17 protein-coding genes are annotated in these 20,749 nt (G+C 51.6%); 16 read left to right on the top strand and 1 reads right to left on the bottom strand.

Going from position 1 to position 20,749, the window contains the following annotated elements; all coding sequences use genetic code 11:
* The first annotated feature begins 173 nt into the window (after positions 1 to 173).
* From ACE418_RS08460 to nifJ, 6 genes are all read left to right on the top strand, one after another.
* Positions 174 to 1,172 carry an MBL fold metallo-hydrolase gene (locus ACE418_RS08460; RefSeq protein ID WP_416450197.1) on the top strand — a complete coding sequence of 333 codons (999 nt, stop codon included), beginning with the start codon at positions 174 to 176 and terminating at the stop codon, positions 1,170 to 1,172.
* A 19-nt stretch (positions 1,173 to 1,191) separates the two neighbouring features.
* Entirely contained in the window at positions 1,192 to 2,346 is a 1,155-nt protein-coding gene (locus tag ACE418_RS08455; protein ID WP_416450196.1) for an autotransporter domain-containing protein, read from the top strand.
* Between the two features lie 147 nt (positions 2,347 to 2,493).
* Positions 2,494 to 2,946: a desulfoferrodoxin family protein gene (locus ACE418_RS08450; RefSeq protein WP_416450195.1), complete on the top strand. Its 453-nt coding sequence runs from the start codon at positions 2,494 to 2,496 to the stop codon at positions 2,944 to 2,946.
* 19 nt (positions 2,947 to 2,965) lie between these two features.
* Complete coding sequence (locus ACE418_RS08445; RefSeq protein ID WP_416450194.1) at positions 2,966 to 3,517, top strand: glutathione peroxidase; 552 nt, start codon at positions 2,966 to 2,968, stop codon at positions 3,515 to 3,517.
* Between the two features lie 387 nt (positions 3,518 to 3,904).
* A complete protein-coding gene (locus tag ACE418_RS08440) occupies positions 3,905 to 4,336 on the top strand; it encodes a YbjN domain-containing protein (RefSeq protein ID WP_416450193.1) in 432 nt (143 codons plus the stop codon).
* Between the two features lie 374 nt (positions 4,337 to 4,710).
* Positions 4,711 to 8,223 (top strand): pyruvate:ferredoxin (flavodoxin) oxidoreductase, encoded by a 3,513-nt coding sequence (gene nifJ, locus ACE418_RS08435; RefSeq protein WP_416450192.1) that lies wholly within the window; start codon positions 4,711 to 4,713, stop codon positions 8,221 to 8,223.
* Between the two features lie 265 nt (positions 8,224 to 8,488).
* On the opposite strand, the gene ACE418_RS08430 is transcribed toward nifJ, so the two are convergent.
* On the bottom strand, positions 8,489 to 9,415 hold the full coding sequence (locus ACE418_RS08430; protein ID WP_416450191.1) for a LysR family transcriptional regulator: 927 nt from the start codon (positions 9,413 to 9,415) through the stop codon (positions 8,489 to 8,491).
* A gap of 599 nt (positions 9,416 to 10,014) precedes the next feature.
* Here ACE418_RS08430 and ACE418_RS08425 point away from each other — a divergent pair.
* The 10 genes from ACE418_RS08425 (at position 10,015) to ACE418_RS08380 (ending at position 20,658) form a co-directional block, all read left to right on the top strand.
* Positions 10,015 to 11,310, top strand: coding sequence for an SLC5/6 family protein (locus ACE418_RS08425; RefSeq protein WP_416450190.1), 1,296 nt, complete (start codon positions 10,015 to 10,017; stop codon positions 11,308 to 11,310).
* Positions 11,311 to 11,814: 504 nt separating this feature from the next.
* The gene (locus tag ACE418_RS08420) at positions 11,815 to 13,284 is read left to right on the top strand and encodes an anthranilate synthase component I family protein (RefSeq protein WP_416450189.1); all 1,470 of its coding nucleotides are present in this window, start codon (positions 11,815 to 11,817) and stop codon (positions 13,282 to 13,284) included.
* Positions 13,281 to 13,847, top strand: coding sequence for an anthranilate synthase component II (locus tag ACE418_RS08415; protein WP_416450188.1), 567 nt, complete (start codon positions 13,281 to 13,283; stop codon positions 13,845 to 13,847). Before ACE418_RS08420 ends, ACE418_RS08415 begins: the two co-directional genes overlap by 4 nt.
* A gap of 38 nt (positions 13,848 to 13,885) precedes the next feature.
* Positions 13,886 to 14,908 carry an anthranilate phosphoribosyltransferase gene (gene trpD / locus ACE418_RS08410; protein ID WP_416450187.1) on the top strand — a complete coding sequence of 341 codons (1,023 nt, stop codon included), beginning with the start codon at positions 13,886 to 13,888 and terminating at the stop codon, positions 14,906 to 14,908.
* An 11-nt stretch (positions 14,909 to 14,919) separates the two neighbouring features.
* Positions 14,920 to 15,708, top strand: coding sequence for an indole-3-glycerol phosphate synthase TrpC (gene trpC / locus ACE418_RS08405; protein WP_416450186.1), 789 nt, complete (start codon positions 14,920 to 14,922; stop codon positions 15,706 to 15,708).
* A complete protein-coding gene (locus ACE418_RS08400; RefSeq protein ID WP_416450185.1) occupies positions 15,701 to 16,303 on the top strand; it encodes a phosphoribosylanthranilate isomerase in 603 nt (200 codons plus the stop codon). Before trpC ends, ACE418_RS08400 begins: the two co-directional genes overlap by 8 nt.
* Before the next feature lie 4 nt (positions 16,304 to 16,307).
* Complete coding sequence (gene trpB / locus ACE418_RS08395) at positions 16,308 to 17,492, top strand: tryptophan synthase subunit beta (protein WP_298587690.1); 1,185 nt, start codon at positions 16,308 to 16,310, stop codon at positions 17,490 to 17,492.
* Entirely contained in the window at positions 17,485 to 18,261 is a 777-nt protein-coding gene (trpA, locus tag ACE418_RS08390) for a tryptophan synthase subunit alpha (RefSeq protein ID WP_416450184.1), read from the top strand. Before trpB ends, trpA begins: the two co-directional genes overlap by 8 nt.
* A gap of 128 nt (positions 18,262 to 18,389) precedes the next feature.
* On the top strand, positions 18,390 to 19,211 hold the full coding sequence (locus ACE418_RS08385) for a hypothetical protein (protein WP_416450183.1): 822 nt from the start codon (positions 18,390 to 18,392) through the stop codon (positions 19,209 to 19,211).
* A gap of 304 nt (positions 19,212 to 19,515) precedes the next feature.
* Entirely contained in the window at positions 19,516 to 20,658 is a 1,143-nt protein-coding gene (locus tag ACE418_RS08380) for an acyl-CoA dehydrogenase family protein (protein ID WP_416450182.1), read from the top strand.
* The last annotated feature ends 91 nt before the right edge of the window (positions 20,659 to 20,749 follow it).

Genomic DNA, 20,749 nt, shown 5'->3' with positions numbered 1-20,749 from the left:
GAAAAACTTTTAAGTTGAAGGGGCCTCGCATGATGGCAAAAACCTTCGTGCGACAGCCCCTTTTAAGTGGTTAGCAGCTAGTGGTTAGTGGTTAGCAAATGGTTATTTAAAGGCCTTTATCCGTAGGGGCCGTCCCAGAGGGCGGCCCGCCTGATTCCTTAAAAGGAGGTCCCATGATCCAACAAGTTCATTCTCATCCCGATATTTACCGTATCCGCGTCGATTTACCCGATAATCCCCTGCAGTATCTCAATGCCTATGTCATTAAAGGGGCATCTAGTAATCTGGTCATCGACACGGGCTTTAATCGTCCCGAATGTAAACGCGCCTTGTGCCGGGGTTTACAGAAATTGGGAATCCGTTTACAGCCCGATACATCCCTGTTCATTACGCATCTTCACGCCGATCACAGCGGACTGGTTGGTCTTTTTGCCCAGGCCGGCTGTCCCATTTACATGCATCCCGTCGATTACCAGTATCTCGTCGATTCGGAAGACGGATCGACGTGGAAAGCTGCCGAAGACAACTTCATGCGTGAAGGCATGCCGCCAGAAGAAATCAAGACCCAGTTTTCCAATCAGGCCCGTACCTTTTCACCGGATCCCCATTTTCCGGTTATCGCCGTTCATGATGGAGAGAAGCTCCACCTGGCGGACTGTGATTTACAGGTCATCCACACGCCAGGGCATACGCCGGGCCTGTGCTGCCTGTACCTGCCGAAAGAAGCGGTTTTCTTTACCAGTGACCACATCCTCTTCGATATTACGCCGAATATCCAGGTCTGGTATCATATGAAACAGGCTTTGCAACGCTATCTCGAAAGTTTACAGAAAGTGCGGGACCTCCCTGTCCGCCTGGCTCTGCCAGGACACCGTGAAGGCGATACGTCTATTGCCGCCCGCATTGATGAAATCATGGCTCACCATGACCGCCGGCTGGCTGAAATATGCCATCTGGCAGCGCTCTATCCTCATAGTACGGCTTACGACATTGCGCCGCATATGACCTGGTCCATGCGCGGCAAGAAATGGAAGGACTTCCCGCCGACACAGAAGTGGTTCGCCCTGGGTGAGACGCTGGCCCATATCGAATATCTTGTCGATCACGGCACCTTGCGCTGTAGTGAGGAACAGGGCTGCCGCCATTATGATTTAGTAAGAACGGAAACATAAGTCCTCGAAGGAGGTTCTCATGAAATTTAGTCTCTCTGGTTTGTGTAACTGGATAATCGCTTTTTCGCTCCTGGTCTGTCCGGCCGGGGCGGCTGCTGAGGGAACGGTGGACTGGGAGTCTGCCGGCCGTTCTCTGGCAGCGACACAGGCTGGGACGGCTTCTTTTTATGAAATGGCGTCGGACCTCCTCTGGCGCCGCACCGATGACAACCGCTTTGCCTCTTATAAAGATTTAGCGGAACCGGCTGACGATACGGGCTGGTGGGTTAAGACGGATTACCGCAGTTATACCTTCCCCGATTACGGCAGCCTGTCATACAGCCAGGACTACAGTGCCACCCTCATCGGCTATGAATCGCCGCATACCATGGCCCGCTGGGGCGGGACCCTGCATCAGGGCGCCTTTTATACCATGAGTACGTCGAATGTGTATACCAACGGACAGGCCGGCAGCCAGCCCTATGGCGGCGGATCCGACTCCATCAAGGAATACGGCGGCGGTTTTGCCATGGAATGGGGCGATAAACACGACCGCCATGGCGATGCCGTCGTCCGCCTGTCCCAGCTGCAGCATACCGTTTCCTACAGCGATGCCGATGGGAACAGCGATTTGGTCAACTATCGGACCTGGCTGCTCGGGGCTGGCCTGCGCTACTACGAAACGCGGCTTCTGCCGAAACAGTTTTTCTGGGAACCCCAGGCCGGCCTGTCCCTGGGCTATGTCTTTCCCTATACAATCAGTGGGGATGACGTGACCTATAAGTCCGGGAATAAACCGTATATCACCGGGCGCCTGGGCATCATGGCCGGGAAATCGTATAGCGTCAACGGCCATGCCGGCCTGTTCTACGGCCGCTTTGGCGTTCAGCGGGAAATGAACGGGACTACGACCGGGAGCCTCCACAGCGATGACCAGGCAACCCTGACGGCCGATGTCGGTTCCAGTCATTACACTTGGTATGACATGACTTTTGGGACATCCCTGTCCCTGGGAAAGGGGAATTCTGTCTGGGGCGAATTGACGCGGCGCTCTGGGTCCAACATGATGTCGACGTGGAGCGTCAACGGCGGACTGGTCCTGAAATGGGGCGGTGCCAACCGGACGACGCGGGAACGGATGAAGGCCTTGAAAAAAGACCCGCACAGTATCGAACTGGATATCAAGAAAAAATAATAAAAAATAACCATTCTCCATTATTGACAAGTGTACTGATTTAGTCTATAATAAGCACATAAAGAAAAACAATTATTAATTAGTAAGCAACTTCTTATATATAAATCGTACATTCGCCAGGGGCCTAGCCCCGAAGGAGGAACCCATATGAAACACGTAGAATTTTACCGTAACGATAAAGATGGCAGCGTTTTAGTATCTGTAGGCACACAAGTACCGGAAAAACTCATCTATGCCGGTCAGGAATTGACACACCTCGTCGCCGATACCGTCGACGCAGCTAAAGAAAAACATGTACCGGCTATCCAGAAAATCGATGGTCACTTGGAAGTCCACGTCGGTTCAGTGACACACCCGATGGAAGAAAAACATTACATCGAATGGATTGCTTTAGTCGATGACAATGGCGTAGATATTCGTTATCTCAAACCCGGTGAAGAACCGAAAGCGGAATTTGAAACCGGTGATACTGGGGAAGTCTATGCATACTGCAACCTCCACGGCTTGTGGAAAGAATCGTTCGCCGTCAAAGAAGCTCCGTCCCTCGATGGCGCTACCTGCTCGCCGGAATTTGGCGGCTGCGTCATCCACGAATTATAAGCCATAAGGAGGTCACGCCATGAACGTATACGATTTCACCGTCAAAGATATCCAGGGGCACGATGTATCCCTGAGCCAATATAAAGATAAAGTCCTTCTCATTGTCAATACGGCCAGCAAATGCGGCTTTACACCGCAGTACGACGGCCTGGAAGCCTTATATCAGAAATATAAGGATAAAGGCCTGGTCATCCTCGGCTTCCCGTGCAACCAGTTCTTGGAACAGGATCCGGAAGATAATCAGCATATCGAACAGTTCTGCCGACTCAATCACGGCGTCACGTTCCCGCTCTTTGCGAAAATCGACGTCCGCGGCGACCAGGCAGCTCCGCTCTATCAATACCTCACCGAAGCTGCGCCTTTCCAGGGTTACGAAACGGATAAAGAAAGCGGTCAGCTCATCCAGAAAGTCGTTGCCGAATACTATCCGGATAATGCCCAGGGCAACGGTATCAAATGGAATTTCACCAAATTCCTCATCAACCGGGACGGCAGCCAGGTCCAACGCTTTGAACCCAGCACGACACCGGAAGAATTAGAACCAATCCTCGAAAAACTACTCCTCTCCTAATAAGAAAAGGGACTGTCGCACATGCGGCAGTTCCTTTTCTGTAGGGGCGCTCCCTATAAGATTTGTATTACAAACTATAAAACCATCCGCTAATCCCTAACCCCTAACCCCTAGCCACTAACAGCTAATCCCTAAGAAAGGGGTTGTCGCACGAAGGTTTCTGCCATCATGTGATGCCCCGTTTACTTTATAGTTTGTAGCACAGAACTTATAGTTTGCAGAGAAAAGCTTTAAATTTAAACCCATCCGCTAACAACTAATAACTAGCCACTAACAACTTGAAAGGAGCTGTCGCGATGCGACAGCTCCTTTCAATATGACAAGCCCTGCTGAAATGGGGTATAATAAAATTGAATCGTTATCTATGAAAAAAGGAGTGTGTTTCCCATGAATAAAAAAGCGGAAAATTTTAAGAAATATCTGGATGACAAAGACATCAAGGCATTTACGGTCGATGAAATCAAGGATGACCCGTTCCAGACGGTCGTCTTCCGGTCGGCTGCCGACATTAACGGCAACCGCCTGCCCCTCATCGTCATCCTCGACACCAGCATTTACGGCATGATCCGCGTCCTGGTAGCGCCGAAGGTTCTGCACGATGACAACGAAGCGGCCGTCCTCAAGCTGCTCAATACGTACAATAAGCAGTACAAGTCCTTCAAGTACTACGTCGATGATGAAGGCAACCTCATCCTCGATACCTGCATCCTTCTCAAAGACGATGAAGTTGACGGCGATTTGATTTATGCCATGTTCGACGTCATCATCCGCCACCTCGGCGAATCGTACAAAGAGCTCATGAAATCCATTTGGGCATAATATGGTTTATAGTACAGCGTTTGTAGCGCGCAGTAGAGGATTTTAAATTTTTAGCTATTGGCTTACTGAAAACTACAAACTACAAACTAGCAACTAAAAAATAGGCTGTCTTTGTATGACAGCCTATTTTTTATGACTCTTTTTCATGAATATGCACGCGTTTAGATAAAATTGGCATAAGATGAACGTTTTACTGGAAAGGCCTTGCGTAAATTTTTTCGAAATAGTACAATGAAGATAACAAATAGTCATCTAAAAAATACCTTAGTCACATAGTGAAAAGTGATGATTTTATCTGCGCAATGTTAAGGATGACTCCTAAGTGTACACGGATTCTTTCATTTACCAGGTTTTACAGAAAGGGGAAAAGTACTATGGCAAAGAAAATTTTCAAGACAATGGACGGGAACGAAGCTGCGGCTTATATTGCCTACGCCTTTACGGAATTGGCTTCCATCTTCCCGATAACGCCGTCGTCGCCGATGGCGGAACACGTCGATGAATGGGCCGCTCATGGCCGTAAGAACTTGTTTGGCACGACTGTCCAGGTTCAGGAAATGCAGTCCGAAAAAGGGGCTGCCGGTGCCATGCACGGTGCGTTGAACACTGGCGCATTGACGACGACCTTTACGTCTTCCCAGGGCATGATGATCATGCTCAGCAATATGTTCAAGATTTCCAGCGAACTCCTGCCCGGCGTCTTCCACGTCGCTTCCCGTACGGTCGCCACCAACGGTTATACGATCTTTGCCGGCCATGACGATGCCATGGCTATGCGGGGCACGGGTATCAGTATGATGTGTGAATCGAGTGTCCAGGAAATCATGGACCTGGCAGCTGTCGTCCATGCCACGGCTATTTCCTGTCGTATCCCGATCGTCAACTTCTTCGATGGCTTCCGTACATCTCATGAAATCCAGAAAATCGAAGTCCTGCCGTATGAAAAACTCCGGCCGCTTCTCGATATGGATGCTGTCCGGGCTTTCCGCAAACGCGGCATGAATCCAGATAATCCGGAAGCCATTTCTTTCTGCGAACCGGCTGAAACGTTTATGCAGCACCGCGAATCGCTCAATAAATTCTACGACCGCGTGCCTGATGTGGCAGAAGGCTACATGCAGAAAATCAGTGAAATCACAGGCCGTGACTACCATCTGTTCAATTATACCGGTGCTCCCGATGCTGAATTCGTTCTCGTCGCTATGGGTTCCGGCGCGCAGACTATTGAAGAAACGGTCAAGATGCTCGTTGCCAAAGGCGAAAAAGTCGGCTGTATCAACGTCCACATGTTCCGTCCGTGGTCGGAAAAACATTTCCTGGCTGCCTTGCCGAATACGGTCAAGAAGATTGCCGTCCTGGACCGCACCAAGGAAACCGGTGCCAACGGCGAACCGCTCTATCACAGCGTAGCCGCTACTTTTGCCGTAGCTGATAATGCACCGAAAGTCTACCACGGCCGTTATGGTATCGCATCGAAAGAATTCTTGCCGGGCGACGTCGTAGCCGCTTTTGAAAACCTCAAGGCCTTCGAACCGAAGAACGACTTCACTTTGAGCATCGTCGACGATGTTACTTATAAATCTCTGCCTCGTGTCAAAGGAATCACTACCGGCGGCAAAGGCCTGAAAGCCTGCAAGTTCTGGGGCTTCGGTTCCGACGGTACGGTCGGCGCCAATAAGAGTGCCATCAAGATCATCGGCGATAACACCGACATGTATGCCCAGGCATATTTCGCTTATGACTCCAAGAAATCCGGCGGCGTCACCGTATCGCATCTGCGCTTTGGCGATACGCCGATCAAGATGCCGTATCTAATCAATAATGCCGACTTCATCGCCTGCCACCGCCAGTCCTATGTCCATGGCTTCGACCTCCTGCGGGGCATCAAGAAAGGCGGTACGTTCCTGCTCAATACGGTTTGGAAACCGGAAGAACTGGATGAAAAACTGCCGGCTAAATTAAAACGCGCTATTGCCCGCAACGACGTCAAGTTCTATATTATCGACGCCGTCGGCATTGCTCAGAAAATCGGTCTCGGCGGCCGCATCAACATGATCATGCAGTCGGCCTTCTTCAAATTGGCCGACGTCATTCCTCTGGACCTGGCTATTGCGAAACTGAAAGAATCCGTCGTCGCATCGTATGGCAAGAAAGGCCAGAATATCGTCGATATGAACAATGAAGCTATCGACCAGGGCCTGTCTGCTATCGTCAAGGTCGATGTACCGGCCGCCTGGGCTGATGCTGTCGATGAACCGGTTGATATGTCGAAACATACGAAATTCTTCCGCGAATTCTCCATTCCTGTCAATGCCCTCGAAGGCGACGACCTGCCGGTCAGCGCTTATGATGGCATCGAAGACGGCCGCTGGCCGACGGGGACCTGCGCCGAAGAAAAACGCGGCGTCGCCATGTTCGTGCCGAGATGGGATGCTGAAAAATGTATCGGCTGTAACCAGTGTTCCTTCGTCTGCCCCCATGCCGCTATCCGCCCGTTCCTGATGACACCGGATGAAGCCGCTAAGGCACCAAAAGGCTACCAGGATAAGGAAATCAAAGTGGCACCGGGCTATAAGTATAATATCGTCGTATCCGTCATGGACTGCCTGGGCTGCGGCAGCTGTACCCACGTCTGCCCGAAACAGGCCTTGACCATGAAGCCCTTCGACGATGAAGAATATAAAGCCGCTCTTTGGGATTACGTCATCGACTTGCCGGCGAAAGCCAACCCGATGGACAAGAATACCGTCATCGGCAGCCAGTTCGAACAGCCACTCCTCGAATTCACCGGCGCCTGCGCAGGCTGTGCTGAAACGCCGTATTGCAAAGTCGTCACCCAGCTCTTCGGCGACCGCATGATGATTGCCAACGCTCACGGCTGTTCCAGCGTCTGGGGCGGCAGTGCACCGGACTGCGGCTATACCAAGAATGCTCAGGGGCACGGCCCGGCCTGGTCGACGTCCCTCTTTGAAGACAACGCCGAATACGGTTTCGGTATGATGCTGGCTGAAAAGACGGAACGGAAACTGCTGGAACAGTACATCGATGCCGCTATGGACGTCGCCAGCCCGGAACTGCAGGCAGCCTTTACGGAATGGAAAGAACATAAGGCTGAAAGTGACGGCACCCGCGAACGTTCCGATAAGGTCATTGCCCTCTTGGAAGCTGAAAAAGACGGCAAACCGGCACTGGAACAGGTCTATGATATGAAACAGTTCCTGGTCAAACGCAGTCAGTGGATCTTCGGCGGCGACGGCTGGGCTTACGATATCGGTTACGGTGGTCTGGACCACGTCCTGGCTCAGGGCGAAGACGTCAACGTCCTGGTCTTTGATACGGAAGTTTACTCCAATACGGGCGGTCAGGCTTCGAAGGCTACGCCGACGGCCGCTGTGGCTCAGTTCGCCGCTTCCGGTAAGAAGACACGCAAGAAGGATTTGGGCATGATGGAAGCACAGTACGGCTACATCTACGTCGCTCAGGTCGCTATGGGCGCCGACAAGAACCAGTTCATGAAGGCCCTCAAAGAAGCGGAAGCCTACAACGGCCCGTCCCTGATCATCGGCTATGCACCGTGTATCAACCACGGCCTGAAAGTCGGCCAGGGTCAGAGCCAGCTCGAAGAAAAACGGGCAGTCGAAGCCGGTTATTGGCATCTGTGGCGCTATAATCCGGAATTGAAGAAACAGGGCAAGAACCCCTTCATCCTCGACTCCAAACCGCCGACAGCCAACTTCCGTGACTTCCTCATGGGCGAAACACGCTTCTCGTCCTTGCAGCGCACCTTCCCGGATACGGCAGAAGCTCTCTTCGAAAAGACCGAAGAAGACGCTAAGGAACGCTATGAAGGCTATGTCCGCATGACAAAAGCATATGATGACAAATAAATAGTTCGTTGTAAATGAAAAAAGGCGCTGTCGCACGAAGACAGCGCCTTTTTTGCAGTCAGCGGTTAGCTGTTAGCCGTTAGCGGATGATTTTAAGTTTAAGGCCCGTTAGGAATTTGGATGCTTCTCCGGCAGACTGGTCAGAAAATCACATGGATCCTGGGACGGGCTCGCCACGTGCGAGCCCCTACGGATTACGAGCCCCTTCGTGCGACAGCCACTACGAGCCACGAGCCACGAACCACGAACCACTAGCCACGAACCACTAGCCACTCTCCCGTCCTTCCAAGAGGCCGGTCAGGATGGTGATGTAGTGGCGGGCTTCTTCGGGCAGAGGCTCACCGGCAATTTTGATCCAGCCTACAGTCATGGTATCCAAGGGATTCTCGATGGGGATGGCCTGGATGTGGCGGCCGATGATGGATGGCGCTACATGGCCCGTGCCGATGGTGTAGGCATCGGTAGACCGGATGACGCTGAACAGGGTGGACCGGTCGGTGACGTATATACACTGGCGGCTGGCCGGATTGGGAAGGAGGAGTTCTTCAGAGAACTGGGACTTGTCATGGCCTTGTTCAAAGCGGACGCAGGGATACTCCATAAATTGGCCGGGAACGACGTGCTGGCACGCTGCCAGGGGATGGCCGCTGCGGACATAGAGACAGGGCGTAAAGGCGCAAAGAGGCGTAAATTCCAGCTTGTTTTTGCAGAATAAGTCCTGGAGAAAACGCTCGTTCATATGGGACAAGAAGAGGATACCCAAATGGCTCTCCCGGGTGACGACGTCGTGGATGACCTGCGACGTCCGCCCTTCACGCAGGGTGAATACGCAGGAGCTGCCCGGCTGGACGTGCTGCAAGGCGTGGATGAAGGCTTCGTCGGCGAAGGGATAGTGCTGGGAAGAAATGGACAGGATCTGGGGAAGGTCCTGTCTTTTTTCTGCCTGGAAATGGTCGTGCATGGCCGCGGCATGGGAGAGGATGTGACCGGCATAGTGCAGGAATTCCAGCCCTGCCGGTGTGAAGGTGATGCCATGGCGGTTCCGCTCGACCAGGGTCAGGGAGAATTCTTTTTCCAGATCCCGGATAGCTGTGCTCAGGCTGGGCTGGGAGATGTTGAGGGCCTGTGCGGCAGCTGAAATTGAATTGTGCTTAGATAACTCTAAGATATAACGAAGTTGCTGTAAAGTCATAATGAAACACCTCGAATATCAACCGTACCTATAGAATCGTTTATCGTACTTTTATTGTATCAAAATAAAAAAATCGAGGAAAGTTATGAGCTTTTGATACAATAAAGGAATATTTAAAATGAAAATAAAGAATAAATAGAGGCGAAAAGGTAAAAGGAAATGTCTAGTCGTGACTTGCAAATTATAAAGAAAATATATCGAAATTTGACTTTTTAGAAAGGACATTTCTTTGTAGAAATGCGGGAATCGTGAGAACAAGTCATTCTCAATATATGGAATTTTGGTCTGATGATGGAGAAAATTTAAAGGAAATAAGGTATTGATATAGGAAAATCCTATGAAAGTAAATTGCACAATGAATATTTTACAGTTCATACCTTACATGCTATACTTTAATTAAGAAATAGAACGTTTTAGTAAAAGGTGAAACGCCGACATATACATTAAAAATTATGGTTTTTGGAAAATAAACAAAAACTGATATAGATAAAATGTATATGAAGAGAAATTGAGAAAGGGGAGCCGATGACATCGACGAAGATGTAATGTTAAGAGAGACACTGTATTTTCAAATGTATCCATCATAGGAGGTAATTCATATGAACTCATCAGCAGCATTGGCCCGTCAGGCGGGCATGACAGATGCACAATGGAAAGAAGCCGTCAAGTTCGACAGCACGGACTGGGGCTGGATTATTATGAGCATCGGTATGGCTATCGGTGCCGGTATCGTCTTCTTGCCCGTTCAGGTCGGCCTGGTCGGCGTATGGGTCTATTTGTTCTCAGCTATCATCGCCTATCCGGCTATCTATCTCTTACAGCGTTTATTTATCAATACCCTGGCAGACTCGCCGCGGTGTGAAGATTATCCCAGTGTCATCAGTGGTTACCTCGGTAAGAACTGGGGCTTCCTCCTGGGGATCCTCTACTTTCTGAGCATCCTCATCTGCGTCTTCATGTATTCGACGGCCCTGACCAACGACAGCGCGTCTTTCCTGTTTTCCTTTGGCGTAACGGATACGCTCCTGTCGGACAGCCCCTTCTACGGACTGGCTATCATCTGTGTCATGGTCCTCATCGCCTCCCGGGGTGAACAGCTCTTGTTCCGCGTATCGACGCTCATGGTTCTGACGAAATTGTTAGTCGTCATCTGCTTAGGCGGCATCATGATCCAGCATTGGAACCTGGCCAACATCGGCGTTTTCCCGGATCTGGGCTACCTCGTCAAGAACACCATCGCCATGCTGCCGGTCACGTTGACCTCGATCCTCTTTATCCCCAGCATCAGCCCGATGGTCATTTCCTACCGCTCTCATAACAAGTCCATCCACGTCGCCCGTTATAAAGCCATGCGGGCTATGAAAATCGCTTTCTCCGTCCTGTTCATCACGATCTTCTCGTATGCTATGTCCTTCAACCTGGCCCTCGGTCATGACCAGGCTGTCATCGCTTACTCCCAGAACATTTCGGCTCTGGCCATCGTCGCCAGAGGGTTTGATGGCAGCGCCGTCAAGATTTTCAGCCTCATCCTCAATATCTTCGCAGTCATGACGGCTTTCTTCAGCGTCTTCCTCGGTTTCCGTGAAGCCTGCCAGGGCATTGCCATGAATATCCTGCGCCGCTTCATCCCGGAAGAAAAAATCAGCAAGACCGTCGTCCGTCACGGTATCCTCCTCTTCGCCGTCGCCGTCGCCTGGGGTGCCATCGTCCTCAATGCACCGGTCCTCAAGCTCTTGACCCTGCTCGGCCCGATTTTCGGTATCATCGCCTGCCTCATTCCGGCATACCTGGTCTATAAAGTCGATGCCCTGCATAAATACAAAGGCATCTCCCTGGTCCTCATCGTCTTCGCCGGTATCCTGCTCATCATCTCGCCGGTCATCGCGATGATGTAGTTTCTTAGCAGTTAGGGATTAGCAGTTAGTGGCTCATAGTTCGTAACGCCCTGAAAACCCCTAACCCCTAGCCCCTAACCGCTAACCCCTAAAAAGGATTGTCGTCGTACGACAATCTTTTTTTCGCCAGTAAAACGATTGTCTTTAGAAAATGGACAAAAATCTCCTTGACAGGTTAAAAAATGCGGTGTATCATACAACCATCAACCGAACATCGTCCATGAAACCTTTGAGGCGGAAGTAAAAACGATGACGTGCACGTACAGAGAGCCGGGGTGCTGAGAGCCGGCCGACGCAGCTCGTTAAATGGACCGCTGAGGGCGCAGTCAAAGGCCTTAAGGCTGAGTATTCTGCGACGTGTTGGCATACGTCAGTTGCCGGGAATATGTTGGTATTCCGTCGAGAGTAGGGTTCGATCCCTAAAACAAGGTGGCACCGCGGAACTTAATCCGTCCTTGACAAGTAACATTGTCATGGACGGATTCTTTTTTTTAGGAGGTTCATATGGAAACGCTTAGTCTGGAACAGGTAAAAGCATATCAAGGGGAATATAAGGTCGTGCCCATCTGCCGCAGCATGTATGCCGACGTCCGCACGCCTATCGAAGTCTTGCGCATCGTCAAGAACATCAGCTCTCACTGCTACTTGCTGGAAAGCATGGAAGATTCCCAGCGCTGGGGCCGTTACACCTTCATCGGTTATGACCCGCAGATGGGCTTGTACTGCAAGGACGGTACGGTTCACATCAAGACTGGCGCTGAAGTCCAGATCCATACAGACCATCCGGAACAGCTCATTTCCCAGATCCTGGCAGACAATAAGGCGCCGCGCCTTTCGGACCTGCCTCCTTTTACAGGCGGTCTGGTCGGCTACTTCGCCTATGATTTCATCAAATACGCCGAACCGTCGCTGAAACTCAATGCCGTCGATGATGATGGCTTCAACGACTTCGACCTCATGCTGTTCGACAAGGTCATCGTCTTCGATAACCTGAAACAGCAGATTTACCTCATCGTCAACGTCCGTCTCGACTCGGCAGAGGAAAATTACAACCGGGCCCTTTTGGAAATGAAGCGCATGGAAGCGCTGATCCGCGAAGGCAAGAAGGCACCGGACGTACCGTTGCAGCTCAAGAGCGATTTCAAGCCCTTGTTCAATGAAGAAGAATATTGCCAGATGGTTGAAAAGGGGAAGAATTACATCCGTGAAGGCGATATTTTCCAGGTCGTCCTGGCCAACCGCCTGAGTGCCGAAGCCGAAGGGAGCCTCCTCGATACATACCGCGTCCTGCGGACCATCAACCCGTCACCGTACATGTTCTTCTTCTCCGGTGATGACATCGAACTCGCCGGTTCTTCGCCGGAAACGCTGACCCGCCTGGAAAACGGCGACCTCTTCACCTTCCCGCTGGCCGGTTCGCGGCCGCGGGGCAAGACGCCTGAAGAAGACCAGGCCTTAGAAGACGAACTCCTGCACAATACGAAGGAACTGGCTGAACACAATATGCTCGTCGACTTGGGCCGCAATGACCTGGGCCGCATCAGTGAATTCGGCAGCGTCCACGTCGAACGCTATCTCGACGTCCTGCGTTTCTCCCACATCATGCACATCGGCTCGACGGTCCATAGCACAATCCGCAAGGATAAGACGGCTGTCGATGCCATTGCATCGGTCCTGCCGGCCGGTACCCTATCGGGGGCGCCGAAGATCCGGGCCTGTGAAATCATCGATGAACTGGAAGGTCACAAACGCGGCGTCTATGGCGGTGCTATCGGATACATCGACTTTACCGGCAATATGGACTGCTGCATCGGCATCCGACTGGCTTATAAGAAAGGAAATCACGTCTACGCCTGCTCCGGTGCGGGCATCGTCGCCGACAGCATCCCTGAACAGGAACACCAAGAATGCCTGAACAAGGCCAAAGCCGTCGTCATTGCACTACAGCAGGCTAATGGAGGGATTGACAAATGATAGTTCTCATTGATAATTACGACAGTTTTTCTTATAATCTCTACCAGCTCCTCGGTCAGTTCGACCCGGATATCACGGTTATCCGCAACGATGAAAAGACGGTCGAAGAAATCGAAGCCATGCATCCGGACCATTTGATCATCTCTCCCGGCCCTGGCCGCCCGGCCGATGCCGGTATTTGCGAACAGGCTATCAGCTACTTTGCCGGCAAAGTCCCTATCCTGGGCGTCTGCTTAGGCCATCAGGCCATCTGCGAAGTCTACGGCGGCACCATTACCTATGCCAAACAGCTCATGCACGGCAAACAGTCCGTAGCTACGCTGAAGACGGACAGCCCTTTGTTCAAGGGACTGCCGGAACAGGTCGACGTCGGCCGCTATCATTCCCTGGCCCTCGACCCGGATACGCTGCCGGAAGAACTGGAAGTCCTGGCCCATACGGATGACGGCGAAATCATGGCCGTCGGCCATAAACAGTATCCTGTCTACGGCCTGCAATTCCATCCCGAATCGATTTTGACGCCCCAGGGGCCGATGATGGTAGAAAATTTCCTTAACTTATAAGTGATATAGATGACTCTTTGAACAGGGAGGTACTTACAATGATTAAAGAAGCGATTATCAAGATTGTCAATAAAGGCGATTTGACCTATGACGAAGCTCATCAGGTCATGATGGAAATCATGAAAGGCGAAACGACGCCGACTCAGAACGCTGCTTTCCTGGCTGCGCTTTCGACGAAGAGCACCAAAGCCGAAACGATCGATGAAATTTCCGGCTGTGCCGAAGCCATGCGTTCCCTGGCCACGCCCGTTCCTCATCCGGGTATGGAAGTCCTGGAAATCGTCGGTACCGGCGGTGATGGCGCCCACTCTTTCAATATTTCCACGACATCAGCCATGGTCCTGGCCGCAGGGGGCGTCAAAGTCGCCAAACACGGCAACCGGGCCGCTTCATCCCTGTGCGGCACGGCAGACTGCCTGGAAGCGCTGGGCATCAACATCCAGCAGGACCCGCAGCTGGCGTTGAAGATGCTCAAAGAAACGAATTTCTGCTTCCTCTTTGCCCAGAAATACCATGCTGCCATGAAATACGTCGGGCCGATCCGCAAGGAACTGGGATTCCGGACAGTCTTCAATATCCTCGGACCCTTGACCAATCCGGCCAAGCCGGAAATGTTCCTCCTCGGCGTCTATGACGGCTATCTCGTCGAACCGCTGGCCAAAGTCCTGGCTTCCCTCGGTGTCAAACGGGGCCTCGTCGCTTATGGCCAGGAAAAACTCGATGAAATTTCACCGAATGGCCCGACGACGATTTGCGAACTCCGCGACGGGTATTACCGGACGTCGGTCATCAAACCGGAAGACTTCGGCCTCACACCGGGGACAAAAGAAGACCTCGTCGGCGGTACGCCCGAAGTCAACGCCCAGATTACCCGCGATGTCCTGTCCGGTAAGATCCAGGGGACGAAACGCAATGCCGTTCTCATGAACAGCGGTGCAGCCTTCTTCGTCGCCGGCAAAGCCGACTCCATCGCCGATGGCATCCAGCTCGCCGCCAGCCTCATCGACAGCGGCAAGGCGACGGCTGCCCTGGAAAAATGCATTGCCGTCAGCAAGGAGTGAGAAGGTGCCCTATGATATTAGATGATCTTACCGCAGCCGTTGCCAAGCGGCTGGTCACGGATAAACAGCAGGTGCCGCTGGAAGTCATGAAGCAGCGGGCCCTGGCAGCGCCAAAAAAAGAAGGCTTCCCCTTTGAAAGGAACCTGGCCAAACCGGGCTTGTCCTTCATCTGTGAAGTCAAGAAGGCGTCGCCGTCCAAAGGCCTCATCGCTCCTGATTTCCCTTATGTCGCCATTGCCAAAGAATATGAACAGGCCGGTGCCGCAGCGATTTCCGTCCTGACCGAACGGGATTACTTCCTGGGCAGCCCGCAGTATTTACAGGAAATCGCCGCTGCCGTCAAGACGCCGGTCCTGCGCAAAGATTTCGTCATCGACGAATATCAGATCTATGAAGCCCGGGCCCTGGGCGCGTCGGCTGTGCTCCTCATCTGTGCCGTCCTCGATGATGACCGGCTGCAGACCTTCTTCCAGCTGGCTGATTCCCTGGGCCTGTCGGCCCTGGTCGAAGCCCACGATGAAGAAGAAGTGCGCCGGGCCATCGCCGTCGGCGCCCGCGTCATCGGCGTCAATAACCGCAACCTCAAGGACTTTACGGTATCCCTCGATACGAGCTGCCGCCTGCGGCCGCTGGTACCGAAGGACATCCTCTTTGTTGCCGAAAGCGGCATCAAGACGGCAGACCATACGAAGGTCCTGCGCGACCACGGCGTCGACGCCGTCCTCATCGGCGAAACCTTCATGCGCAGTCCTGACAAGAAAGCCATGCTCGACGAGCTGGCCGGAGGCTCTCGTGGTTAAGGTCAAGTTCTGCGGCCTCAAGCGGCCCTGCGATATTGCCTGGGCCAATGAACTCCGTCCCGATTATGCCGGCTTCGTCTTTGCCGGCAAGAAACGCCGCGTCAGTGACGACCAGGCTGCTGCTTTGCGGCAGGACTTGAATCCGTCCATCCCGGCCGTCGGCGTCTTCGTCGATGACAGCCTGGAACATATCGAAAAGCTGGTCACCGCCGGTACGATCCAGATGGTCCAGCTCCATGGCCATGAAGACGACGCGATGATCGAAGCCGTCCAGCAGACCTTGAAGGTACCGGTCATCAAGGCTTTCTCTATGGCCAGTCAGGCCGATGTCCGGCAGGCTCAGATGAGCCGGGCCGACTACATCCTGCTCGACCACGGTGCCGGCGGGACCGGGGACTGTTTCGACTGGGCCCTGCTGGCCCATATCGACAGACCGTACTTTCTGGCCGGCGGCCTCAATCCGGACAACGCGGCCCAGGCGGCGGCGCTCCAGCCTTTTGCCCTGGATGTGAGCAGCGGCATTGAGACCGATGGCGTGAAAGATAAAGAAAAAATGAAACGATTCATGGCACAAGTACGTGCTTACAGGAGGTAACTACATGAGTACAGGAAGATTTGGCCCCTTCGGCGGTCAATATATACCGGAAACATTGATGAATGAAATCCAGCGTTTGGAAAAAGCTTACAGCCATTATAAGAATGATCCCGATTTCCAGGCGGAATTGAAAGATTTGCTCGACAATTATGCCAACCGTCCGTCTTTGCTCTACTATGCAGAACGGATGACCAAAGACCTGGGCGGTGCTAAAATCTATTTGAAGCGCGAAGACCTGAACCATACAGGCGCCCATAAGATCAACAACGCCCTGGGCCAGTGCCTGCTGGCCAAGAAAATGGGCAAGACGCGGGTCATCGCTGAAACCGGTGCCGGCCAGCACGGCGTCGCTACGGCGACGGCAGCGGCTTTCTTGGGCCTGGAATGTGAAGTATTCATGGGCGAAGAAGATACGATCCGCCAGGCCCTGAACGTCTACCGGATGGAACTCCTGGGCGCAAAGGTCCACGCCGTCACGTCGGGTTCGCGGGTCCTCAAGGATGCCGTCAACGAAGCTATGCGTGAATGGGTCAGCCGCGTCGATGATACGCACTACGTCATCGGCTCGACCATGGGACCCCATCCGTTCCCGATGATGGTCCGCGATTTCCAATCTGTCATCAGCAAGGAAGCGCGTCAGCAGATCCTCGAACGGGAAGGAAAATTGCCTTCGGCTGTCCTGGCCTGCGTTGGCGGCGGCAGCAATGCCATGGGGATGTTCTATCATTTCATCGGCGATAAAGACGTCAAACTCATCGGCTGTGAAGCCGCTGGCAAAGGTATCGACACCAAGATGCACGCTGCGACTATGGCCAAAGGCGAAGTTGGCATCTTCCACGGCATGAAATCGCTCTTCTGCCAGAACGAAGACGGTCAGATCGATGAAGTCTATTCTATTTCTGCCGGCCTCGACTATCCGGGCATCGGGCCGGAACATGCTTATCTGCATCAGACAGGCCGGGCCCAGTATATCCCCGTCAAAGATGATGAAGCCGTCGAAGCTTTTGAATATTTAGCCCGTACAGAAGGCATCATCTGCGCTATCGAAAGCGCTCACGCCGTCTACGAAGCCATGCAGATTGCACCGAAGATGAGCAAGGACGACATCATTATCGTCTGCTTATCCGGCCGCGGTGATAAAGACGTCGCCGCCATTGCAAGATATAAAGGGAGGGACTTACATGAGTAAGATTGGCAACGCCTTTAAGAACGGCAAAGCATTTATCGGATTCTTGACAGCTGGCGACCCGTCACTGGACAAGACGTATGAATATATCATGACTATGGAAAAAGCCGGAGCGGACCTCATTGAAATCGGCATCCCTTTTTCCGATCCCATTGCAGAAGGCATCGTTATCCAGGAAGCTGACCTGCGGGCTTTGAAAGCCGGTACGCACATTGATGACGTCTTTGCCCTCGTCGAACGGGTCCGCAAGGAAACCCAGATTCCCCTGGTCTTTTTGACGTACCTCAATCCGGTCTTCCACTACGGGGTTGAAAAATTCTTTGCCCGCTGCCAGGAAACCGGCATGGACGGCATCATCATTCCGGATATGCCCTTTGAAGAACGCGACGAATGTGCGGCTGCTGCCAAAGCGCATGGCATCGACATCATTTCCATGATTGCACCGACGTCGAAAGACCGTATCCAGAAAATCGCTAAAGTCGGCGAAGGCTTCTTGTATATCGTTTCCTCCCTGGGTGTTACAGGGACGCGGACGGAAATCAAGACGGACCTTAAAGAAATCATTGATACGGCTAAGGAAGTCACGGACGTACCCTGTGCTGTCGGATTCGGCATCAATACGACAGAACAGGCTGAAAAAATCGGCCATGTCGCTGACGGCGTCATCGTAGGCAGTGCTATCGTCAAAATCATCGCCAAATACGGCGACGATGCAGCACCCCATATCTACGACTATGTCAAAGCCATGAAAGAAGCTACAGTTCGAGGCTAATAGTAAACTTTCAACTTCAAATTCAAAAAGAGGCTGTCTTAAACGACGCCTCTTTTTTTGTTATTGTGAAACTTTTTGTGAAGTGTATAATAAATGCAAGAGTCTATATAGGCGGGATAGGAGGGAGCATGATGAATGTAAAAGAACATATTCGACAGGACATTGTTACTTTTGTCCGAGATTATGGACAAAAACAGGGGATTGCCGATGTATGGCGTACACCTTTGGTCGGGTTTGCAGATGCCCGTTGTGATGGAATCAAACGGTTGAAAGAACTGGTATCGCCAGAACACGTCATGCCGTGGGAAGTCTTGGAAGATGCGACGATTATCATCGCTTATTTCGTTCCTTTTACCAAGGCATTGGGCGAAACGAATGCCTGTACCGGGTTGGCGTCTCCACAGTGGGCCTTGGCCTATGAACAGACGAATGCGATGTTTAATACGCTCAATGACCATCTTATCTATCAGTTGCGTCTTGCCGGATATCATGCAGCTGTTTCTCCAGAAGCGACGACCTTTGATCGGGATAAATTGATTAGCCATTGGTCTCAGCGTCATATCGCCTATCTGGCCGGATTAGGCTCATTTGGCATCAATAACATGCTGATTACCCAAGAAGGCTGTTGCGGCCGGTATAGCACTATTGTTACGAATTTACCGGTAGCTGCCGACCATCCGATAGAAGCAGATTATTGCTTGTACAAGAAAAATGGTACTTGTGGTGTTTGTACTCGGCATTGTCCTAGTGGCGCTTTGACGTGTGATGGATATGACCGTAAAAAGTGTTTCGACGTCTTGCTGAAGAATGCTGAGGTTTATACTAATTTTGGCAGTTCCTATACGAATGAAGACGGTACAGGGAGTAATAGTGCAGGCAGCGAAGTTTGCGGCAAATGTGTTGTCCATATTCCCTGTGCGACTTGTGCTCCTGGGTTAAAAGTACGCTGAAATGGAGTGGTGACTTTACATATTGTCCCGCCCATATAAAACTTCAAATTCAGAACCATCCGCGAATCCTTGATTAGTAGTGGATAACCTTTTAAAAAGCCTGTCGCACGTGCGGCAAGCTTTTTTTACATTACAATTTCGCATTACGAATAATTTGTCTATGCTAAAATTCGCATTTCATTGACTTTGGATGATGGTCATGGTATTATGTAGCCATAATAATTCTTAAAACGAAATATCAATATAACAAATCATCATATTGCATATTATCGTTGTTTGTTTAACACCAAAGGAGAGAGGTCGTATGAACTTTGAATTGACAGCACAGCAACAGCAGATTATGGAGCAGGTCCGTGATTTTACTGCCAAGAGACTGGCACCCGGTGTGGTAGAACGGGACGAAGCATCCGAATTTCCCCTTGAAGCTTTTAAGGAATTCGGCAAGATGGGCATGTATGGCCTTTGTTATCCACAGGCGTTCGGCGGTACCGATATCGGCTATCTGCCGTATATCCTGGCCGTTGAAGAAGTGTCCAAGGTTGATGCTTCTTTTGGCATTGCCTTTTCGGTCAACACGTCGCTTTATGGCGGCAGCATCATGTATTCCAGCGCGACAGAAGAACAGAAACGGCGTTTTTTGAGCCCTATCGCTTCGGGTCAGGCTATCGGCTCTTTTGGACTGACTGAACATTCCGCTGGTTCTGATGCAGCTGGTCAAAAAACGGTTGCCACGAAAGATGGCGATGACTATGTGCTAAACGGTACGAAAATCTTCAATACGAACGGCCCGTTAGCCGATTATACGGTTGTCTATGCCTTGACTGACCCGGCTCTGGGTACGAAAGGCATGTGTGCTTTCGTCCTGGAAAAGGGAATGGAAGGGTTCCACGTCGGTAAAATCGAAAACAAGATGGGCATCCGTTCAGCGCAGGTTTCAGAAATGGTCATGTCCCAGGTCCGCGTTTCGGCAGACCGGATGATTGCCAAACCCGGAGAAGGGTTCAAACTCGCCATGAAGACACTGGATGGCGGCCGTATCGGTGTCGGTGCTCAGGCATTGGGGATTGCAGAAGGGGCTTTCAAAATCGCCATCGACTATATGAAAAAACGGGAACAGTTCGGAAAACCCCTCTATAAGCAGCAGTATTTGGCATTCAAGATGGCAGAACTTTATGCAGATATCGAAAAGGCGAAATTAGTGCTCTATAAAGCAGCCTGCCTGAAAGAAGCCGGCAAGCCCTTTACGACGGCGGCTGCCGTAGCTAAATTGACTTGTACTGACGTGGCGATGAAGGTTACGACGGAATGTGTACAGATGATGGGTGGCAATGGTTACATGAAAGAATATCACGTCGAACGCATGATGCGCGATGCGAAAATCACCCAGATTTATGAAGGGACCAATGAAATCCAGAAGCTCGTTATTTCCGGCGGCTTATTCCGGTAGATAAAAAAAGGCCGTCGCATGAAGGTTTTTGCCATCCTGCGAGGGCCTTTTTACTTTATAGTTTGTAGAAGATGGTCTTAAATTTAAAAGC

The sequence above is a fragment of the Megasphaera jansseni genome (assembly GCF_047974155.1).
Taxonomy (GTDB): domain Bacteria; phylum Bacillota; class Negativicutes; order Veillonellales; family Megasphaeraceae; genus Megasphaera.
This window is presented reverse-complemented; position numbering and strand designations above follow the sequence as displayed.

Excerpts from the sequence above, each read along its gene's own strand:
- ACE418_RS08460 (WP_416450197.1), top strand. The coding sequence starts at position 174 with ATGATCCAACAAGTTCATTCTCATCCCGATATTTACCGTATCCGCGTC.
- ACE418_RS08455 (WP_416450196.1), top strand. The coding sequence starts at position 1,192 with ATGAAATTTAGTCTCTCTGGTTTGTGTAACTGGATAATCGCTTTTTCG.
- ACE418_RS08450 (WP_416450195.1), top strand. The coding sequence starts at position 2,494 with ATGAAACACGTAGAATTTTACCGTAACGATAAAGATGGCAGCGTTTTA.
- ACE418_RS08445 (WP_416450194.1), top strand. The coding sequence starts at position 2,966 with ATGAACGTATACGATTTCACCGTCAAAGATATCCAGGGGCACGATGTA.
- ACE418_RS08440 (WP_416450193.1), top strand. The coding sequence starts at position 3,905 with ATGAATAAAAAAGCGGAAAATTTTAAGAAATATCTGGATGACAAAGAC.
- nifJ (WP_416450192.1), top strand. The coding sequence starts at position 4,711 with ATGGCAAAGAAAATTTTCAAGACAATGGACGGGAACGAAGCTGCGGCT.
- ACE418_RS08430 (WP_416450191.1), bottom strand. The coding sequence starts at position 9,415 with ATGACTTTACAGCAACTTCGTTATATCTTAGAGTTATCTAAGCACAAT.
- ACE418_RS08425 (WP_416450190.1), top strand. The coding sequence starts at position 10,015 with ATGAACTCATCAGCAGCATTGGCCCGTCAGGCGGGCATGACAGATGCA.
- ACE418_RS08420 (WP_416450189.1), top strand. The coding sequence starts at position 11,815 with ATGGAAACGCTTAGTCTGGAACAGGTAAAAGCATATCAAGGGGAATAT.
- ACE418_RS08415 (WP_416450188.1), top strand. The coding sequence starts at position 13,281 with ATGATAGTTCTCATTGATAATTACGACAGTTTTTCTTATAATCTCTAC.
- trpD (WP_416450187.1), top strand. The coding sequence starts at position 13,886 with ATGATTAAAGAAGCGATTATCAAGATTGTCAATAAAGGCGATTTGACC.
- trpC (WP_416450186.1), top strand. The coding sequence starts at position 14,920 with ATGATATTAGATGATCTTACCGCAGCCGTTGCCAAGCGGCTGGTCACG.
- trpB (WP_298587690.1), top strand. The coding sequence starts at position 16,308 with ATGAGTACAGGAAGATTTGGCCCCTTCGGCGGTCAATATATACCGGAA.
- trpA (WP_416450184.1), top strand. The coding sequence starts at position 17,485 with ATGAGTAAGATTGGCAACGCCTTTAAGAACGGCAAAGCATTTATCGGA.
- ACE418_RS08385 (WP_416450183.1), top strand. The coding sequence starts at position 18,390 with ATGATGAATGTAAAAGAACATATTCGACAGGACATTGTTACTTTTGTC.
- ACE418_RS08380 (WP_416450182.1), top strand. The coding sequence starts at position 19,516 with ATGAACTTTGAATTGACAGCACAGCAACAGCAGATTATGGAGCAGGTC.